Genomic DNA, 6,842 nt, shown 5'->3' with positions numbered 1-6,842 from the left:
CTCAACACGGACAGAGCCGTTGCACGAGGGCGACCAGGTCGTTAGGGTTTCACCCATAGCGGATGGCTCTCTTGGTTCAGATTCTTGGCGGAACACACTGAATTTTCAAGAGAATACCATCCGCTATCTTCGTTTTCAGGTCGGCCTCATGAATAAGCCGGGATAATTAGTGGTCAGGCAGTGATATCTTGTCTAGAGCCAGTCAGCTAACGCTGACTGGCTTTTTGTTTGCCCGGCGAAGCCAGCAAACCCGGTTACCTGAAAGAAAGTGACGTCACCCCGGCTGAGGGGACGGCAGTCCGGCTGGCAAGGGCGTCACTGCCCAACGGTGGGGGCTCCGGCCGGAAAGAAGCCATAGGAGGTTAACGGTACACAACGCAAGGTGAGTCTGTGGAGGGTAGGCCTTTATACAGTGCTACGGTCGGAGAAGGGCCGCGTAAGTTAATGATAGTGACGCAACAGTATGGTGATGAACTAACCGGGACAGAAGCCGCTATGCATTTGCTAGAGTGGTTGAGTGGTGACAGCGAAGCTGCTCAAGCGTTACGTGAGCAAGTGACGTTAGCCGTGATGCCAAGAGTCAATCCTGACGGTTTTGAGCGCTGGGAGGATCTCGTTGCCGGTGAATTAGACCCTGAAACAACCATTGATCCGCGTCGTAACGCTGAAGATATTGATCTCAACCGTACATGGGATTCCAGTGAAGTTATTGATGCATCATTGATCCCAGAAGCTACTGCGGTTCAGCAGACGTTGGAAACATTTCAGCCTGAACTAATGCTTGATTACCATAACCAGAATAGTTATATGAACGAATCAGGCGTGCTCGAAACGATATCGATTTTGTGGCCAACCAACGATGACGTTGCCCCTGCTATTACTGCAACAGCACAGCAGGCAGCAGTGGCGATATCTCAAGGTCTTGAAGATTTTGATTATGGCTATTTGTCGCTTTTTCCAGGTGGTGATATGCCTCAGATAGCTCGAAACGGAATTGGTATTGATGGCATTCTTACACTGCTTATTGAGCAACGTGGCCTGGAAGAGTTGAGCCTAAAAGCGCTTGAAGGCTTAGAGCTTGATTTTGATGCGGTCTCAAGCGCGGTAGTGCTTGAAGGTGTGCTGAGCATGCTTAGCGTTATAGAGGCGATGGGGCAAAGCGGCTTCGATGGCATTGATCCCAATTTAGCAACACTGATACCTGATCGTGGCGAGAGGGTCGCGTTTGACGAAATTTATGCAGAAGAGATCGAATGGGCAGGCGAGAGCGAAGATTCTCATCAAGAATAGGCAGTCGCGGGACTGGAAACGCCTATGGAAACTTCGCCCATAATTGGTACCTCTGAGTCTCTTTCCCAGGAGTTGCTCGTGGCTTAAGGCCCGCTTTGAAGACCATTCGGAATGAATGACTTGTAGAGGGTATTCTGCTGCAATGGCATCCGGGAAGCCTTTGAGGCAGTCCACACCGGCGATTAGGATGTCCTCTAAGACTTCGCAGCTCGGTGAGTCGCGATAGCCAGAACTTCGCGCCTTAGGAATCGGCCAGCGACACACCTAACAGCTCCTTCTGGCCTTTCATGTTGATGGCCAGAGCCAGGTAGAGGAGTTTGTTAATCACTTTCTTGTCCTGACGAATTTTCAGAACGATGCAGTCCAGATCAGCAATGGAGCAGATTGGATCAACAGGTCGGTTTTGTCACTCGTAAACCTGATCGATTACACACTCGGCCACTTTGGAAACCAGCGTTGCCGAGATGCTCGGGTTGTACATCTCTTTTAAGATGCCCACGATATCTCGTCTGATCAATTCCTTAGCATACAATGCCAGGATTTGTTCATCCGCAAGGGGTAGTCTGAACTGCCCCTTGCGGATGAACTGAGGCTCGAAAGAGTCGTCCCGGCCACGGGGTGACTCAATCGGTACGTCGCCATGCTGGCCTGTTAGTCGTTTGGCAGAGAGGCCATTACTGCTGTTGCTGGTGCCTCGACCTGCCGGAGCATGTTTCTCATAACCGAGGTGTTCATACGATTCGGCATTGAGCGCGGTTTCAACAGTGAGTTTTCGAGTTGCTGGGTGAGGGCTCCGAGGTCTTTCTCGGACTTGATGTCTTTGGCCAGTTTTGCGGACGGCGCTTTGAGTTTTTATTGGTCCACTTGTATATCCGCGATGATATCTTTTTGAAAAATTACTCAGTCACGGGCAGTTACACAATGTGGTAAATAGGCTCTCAGGGTGGTTATGCTACTATTTGTGGTTTCCATATAATCGCTGGGTCGCCTACCTTTATGTTTAGTCATCTTTTTTTTCCTTCTGAATCACTAAGAAGTGTTACTGGGGTTGCAGTGTTTCTAATGGGAGCCTTGGCTCTCATTGTTCCGTCTGGTTACTCCATTGGCCCTCTGTTGTTATTACTTGTCAGCATTTCCCTGTTGTTTTTGCAATCGCCTTATTCACTCACCTCGAAAGACTACGGAATAATCCTGACCTTAGTGGTCTACGGAGTTGTCGTGGGGGGGCTTTCCATCATAGATCTAGGCGCTAAAGGCTTTGATCGCCCATTACGCTTTTTACTAGCTATTCCGGTATTGCTACTCATTTTACGCTTTCCGCCACGCCAAGCATGGTTATGGAGTGGGTTGTCGCTGGGGGCAATAGGGGCAGGTAGCTGGGCATTATGGCAACGGTTTGGCAATGGAATAGAGCGTGTTGGCGGCTATTTACATCCCATCCAGTTTGGCAATCTAAGCATGTTAATGGGCGTGTTGTGTCTAGCAGGTTTGGGCTGGGCGGTACTTCAGCGTCAGCGCGTAATTTGGGTAGTTTTACTGTTGCTAGGGGCTTTGCTGGGAATGCTGGGTTCGCTGATGTCAGGTAGCCGTGGTGGTTGGGTGGGTCTGCCTGTCATTGGCTATGTTCTTTATCGTGGTTTTGGCCGTCAGTTGCCGTTGGCGCTAAAAGTGAGTGTGGCTGGGCTGGTTGTGACACTGGCTACGTTGGTATTTGTACTGCCTCAGACGGGGGTTCAGCAGCGCGTTAATTCGGCGATTAGCGATATCAGCCTCTATGTTTCAGGCGAGGAGAGCAATACCTCTCTTGGGCTACGTTTTGAAATGTGGCGTGGGGCATCGCAATTAATTATTCAGCGTCCGCTGCTAGGCTGGGGAGAGTCGGGGTATGAAGCGGCGATGCTTAATTTGGGGCAGCAACACAGTATCTCTCCAGTGGCGGCTCAATTTGGCCATGCGCACAATGAATTTATCGATGCGCTGGCTAAGAGAGGGGTAGTGGGGTTGGCTGTGCTTGTAATGCTCTACATGGTGCCGCTTAAAATGTTTGCCTCTGGAGTGGTGCACGAGAACCTGCAAATACGAACATTAGCGGTGGCGGGCACGCTGCTTCCGGTTGCGTTCATTGACTTTGGGCTATCCCAAACCTTTTTAGCCCATAATAGCGGCGCTATGTTTTATGCGTTTTGGTTAGCTGTTATATGGGGATGTTACAGTGCTTACAGTAGAGCATTTCAAGGCTAGAAAAATGCTATAAAGCTGAATCGTCTAAACGTCGGTTTATTACCAGCTGTGGCTGGATATAGGCCGACGTTTATTAACTTATGAGTCGTTTTTATGCGGCGAAGTTGTGGATTGCTCTACGGTTTCAGAAGCGACAATTGCAACTTCTTTCTGCTCCCTTGTCCATTTGCCCGCTTTTTTATCAATATACTGGAAGTGCTCGTTAGTAAAATTGCCTTGGTTGCAGGCGTGACGGTATGACACTGTGGGGACGGTGCGTTGATCTAATAGCTGAATGAATACGCCAGGACCAGTGAGCTCAAACACGTTGGTGAGAGTGTTCTCTTCAATGTTTTGCTGCACTTGATCAATCAATCTGCGTAGGTTGGGGTTACCTGGTTTGCTGGCGATGAAGTAATTGCTCAGCTCACCTTTACGGGTCGTGACGTAGAGTTCGTCAATATCACCAGGGACAACACGGGAAAGCGGCCAGATGGCATGTGCGTCAATATCAAGGTAAACGCCGCCGTATTTGTAAAGCACCATGAGGCGCCAAAAATCAGCCTGCGCCGCACCAATTTGTAACTTTGAATAGCTGGTGAACAGGGCGTCGTCGAAATTTTCTTTAATGAAGTCACTCCGCGCGTCGGTAATCATGAAACGATATTCGAAACGAGGGGCCATGAGACGATTAAACAAGTAATTCAAGTAAACCGGAAGAGTCACTCTATTAGTGAAGTTGGTCTGCCAAATAATACGAGGAATAGTCGACTTGTTTTTAGGTTTCAGCCAGGGCGCGGCATAGGCTGGCAGCGTGAAGCGCTTGTTCGGCAGCACGGCATGAAAAATATAGCTAAGCAGCTTGGTAATGTTTGCGCATAGCTTTATCAAGCGACTAGTGGCCACGATAAGTGGTTTGCTTGTGCGGGTGGGCATGTTCATCCTTTTCATTCGTATCGCGGCAAGCGGTGAATCAATTACCAGCCGCCTTGACCTTCCAATAAGCTGCGGGTGTTATTATCCAGCGGCAGTTTAAAGTCAGCGCTGCCAAGCACCATCGCATCACCAGCGCGAACGACTCGTGCACTCACATAGAGATAGTCCTGGCCTTGTGCATAAGTACCCATCAGTATCGAGCGTGCATTGTGCTGGGCGCTAAGACGTTGAACTTGGCGGGATAAAATTAATTCACCAACGGTTTCTTCAATAAACATGCTGTCACGCATCTTGACTTCGCGCACCTGCATGCCTTGCCTTGCGAGAGCAGACGCCATAATTTCTGAGCTAATACGGCCAAATGTCGACGATTGGCTTAAGTTATCAATACTTACAAAAGTAGCCGCAATCATCGGGCTGTGGCGTGTAAGGTCCGGGTTGCTGGCGACCATTTGCGCGGCAGCCTCATGAGCTAGTTCGGAGAGATCTGGCTGAGGCTCGGCATTTCGCGTGCCATTGTTATTGCCAAGTGCAGTGCAACCAGCCAAAAACAGCATAAGCAACGCAGCGATAAGTAGGCGTGCACCAACTGCTAAGCCGCGCAGTGGAGACAGAGAGGAAGAGAGTGAAAGCATGTAATTACCAAGTATTGGTGATAGAAACAGTAGGGGTTGCAGGCGCTTGAGGAACACGATGTGGCGCATAGTGACGTCGATCACCAGCATTTATGTAATAAATATTAGAAGAGGAGTAGAGAATGCGGTCATTATCAACGATCTGGGTAGTGATGATAACCTCCTCTTTGCCCTCATAAGTCCAACTGCCGCTGGTCGTATCTGCCACCATCGCTGCGGGAATTAATGCAAGTGCAGGTTCGCTCCAGTTTCCTAGTGCCATGCTAGCCACGGTCACGCCACCGGCAAGGGCGGTGTAAGCACCAAACGGTGGGCGTATATAGCCGCGATCACGATGCTCAACAACTTCAACGTCTACTTGGACGGTGGCGCCGCCAGTGCTGGGGTGTGTCATCACGCTTCCACCACGCGACACCAGTTCGCTTGTTAATAGCGTACGAAAGCCACGTTCAAATTCGCCACCATAGTAGGCGCTAACTGACGTATGCTCTTGCGCTGGAATATGGAGGTCTCTAAAGCGAACCCGTTCACTGCGAAGAATGCCTGCCGCTTCGTGTTGGGCTAGCACTTCCCAGTGCTGAGCCGCTTGCATGCGCTGCTGCTCACTATAAGGGTAGGTAGTCGCAATGGGGGCCTGCGATGTGTTGGCATAAAAGCAGCCGCTTAGCATCAGGCTCGCCAGTCCAATACAGGCAGGGCGCAATAGTTGAACCATGGATGGTGACATTGTCGATAATGAAGCAGTTCTTGATGACATAGGTCGGGTGCGCACCTGATTGTTCCTTCTCGCTACGAAACGGCTTTTGATAGACTAGTTTGCCACGCTTACCCTATATCGGCCACGAGGTTAAAAACTTGAATGAGTGAAAACTCCCATGCTTGAAGACCACCGCGCTGGTCCGCGCCATGATTCACTGCTAACTGCCTATCCAGAAGATGAAAGTAATAGCGGTTGGATGATTAGCTATATTGACATCATGACGCTACTGGTAGCCTTGTTCGTTATTATTATTGCTGCGGCAAATGTGACAAGCCCATCATTGTTTCAGCAAGAAACAGCCGATGAGTACGGCTATGAGTCATCGCCTGCTAGAGAAATACCCCTGCCGGATGCGCTTGCTGAAGTCCGCCAGCAGCGCACGGTACTCGGCGTATCACCTAGTAGTGATACGCTCAGCCCGTTTGCGATTAGCGCTGCGTTGGGTGTGGCAGGGTTGCCTAAAGCTCGCACTGCTGTTGTGGAGGCGCCACCTTTATTGGCGCGGATTGAAGAAGACTCGATAGATACGCAGACATCGGCTGTCACTAGTAGTCTTCCGCAGTTGCTGCTGCCTACCGATGAGCGTCAGGCTGTTTCACCGTTGGCGGATTACATGGTAGTGCTCACCGACCGTCCACCTATTAATGTACAAAAAGTGTCTGATGTGGCGATGAATAGCGCATTAGCACTTGATGAGAGATTGGCTGAGCGTGTGGAGGCCTCGACGTATCTACCTAATTTGGAAGGCGTTGAAGTTTCCCGGGTCGCCGAAGGGATCAGCCTGCGTGTACAAGATCGGTTGCTATTTCCCTCTGCCGATGCTCAGTTGACAGAAGGGGGCTCAACGCTAGTGGGGTCGTTGATGGATACCATTCAGCGCTTCGAGGGGGAAGTATGGGTGGAGGGGCACTCTGATAGCCAATCCATCAATACCCCAGAGTTTTCGTCCAACTGGGCGCTTTCAAGTGCGCGGGCGATTGCGATCGTTGAGGCACTGGAAG

General features: G+C 50.3%; 5 protein-coding genes and 2 pseudogenes. 3 read left to right on the top strand and 4 right to left on the bottom strand.

From position 1 onward, the window contains the following. Nucleotides 1-384 precede the first annotated feature (384 nt). Nucleotides 385-1,290, top strand: a pseudogene (locus INT22_RS00665) (M14 family zinc carboxypeptidase); the annotation flags it as partial. Between the two features lie 81 nt (nt 1,291-1,371). On the opposite strand, the pseudogene INT22_RS00660 reads toward INT22_RS00665, so the two are convergent. Continuing rightward, nucleotides 1,372-2,118, bottom strand: a pseudogene (locus tag INT22_RS00660) (IS256 family transposase); the annotation flags it as partial. Nucleotides 2,119-2,352: 234 nt separating this feature from the next. On the opposite strand from INT22_RS00660, the gene INT22_RS00655 reads away from it, so the two are divergent. Next, on the top strand, nt 2,353-3,531 hold the full coding sequence (locus INT22_RS00655; RefSeq protein ID WP_226912304.1) for an O-antigen ligase family protein: 1,179 nt from the start codon (nt 2,353-2,355) through the stop codon (nt 3,529-3,531). Between the two features lie 78 nt (nt 3,532-3,609). On the opposite strand, the gene INT22_RS00650 is transcribed toward INT22_RS00655, so the two are convergent. The 3 genes from INT22_RS00650 to INT22_RS00640 are packed head-to-tail and all read right to left on the bottom strand — an operon-like array spanning nt 3,610 to nt 5,796. Further along, a complete protein-coding gene (locus INT22_RS00650) occupies nt 3,610-4,446 on the bottom strand; it encodes a glycosyltransferase family 32 protein (protein WP_193059369.1) in 837 nt (278 codons plus the stop codon). 41 nt (nt 4,447-4,487) lie between these two features. Next, nucleotides 4,488-5,081 carry a FlgO family outer membrane protein gene (locus tag INT22_RS00645; protein ID WP_193059370.1) on the bottom strand — a complete coding sequence of 198 codons (594 nt, stop codon included), beginning with the start codon at nt 5,079-5,081 and terminating at the stop codon, nt 4,488-4,490. Nucleotides 5,082-5,085: 4 nt separating this feature from the next. After that, complete coding sequence (locus tag INT22_RS00640) at nt 5,086-5,796, bottom strand: hypothetical protein (RefSeq protein ID WP_193059371.1); 711 nt, start codon at nt 5,794-5,796, stop codon at nt 5,086-5,088. Nucleotides 5,797-5,956: 160 nt separating this feature from the next. On the opposite strand from INT22_RS00640, the gene INT22_RS00635 reads away from it, so the two are divergent. Beyond that, the coding region (locus tag INT22_RS00635; protein ID WP_193067489.1) for a flagellar motor protein MotB at nt 5,957-6,842 on the top strand (886 nt) is incomplete at its 3' end.

It is taken from the genome of Halomonas sp. 3D7M (assembly GCF_014897885.1).
GTDB lineage: Bacteria > Pseudomonadota > Gammaproteobacteria > Pseudomonadales > Halomonadaceae > Vreelandella.
This window is presented reverse-complemented; position numbering and strand designations above follow the sequence as displayed.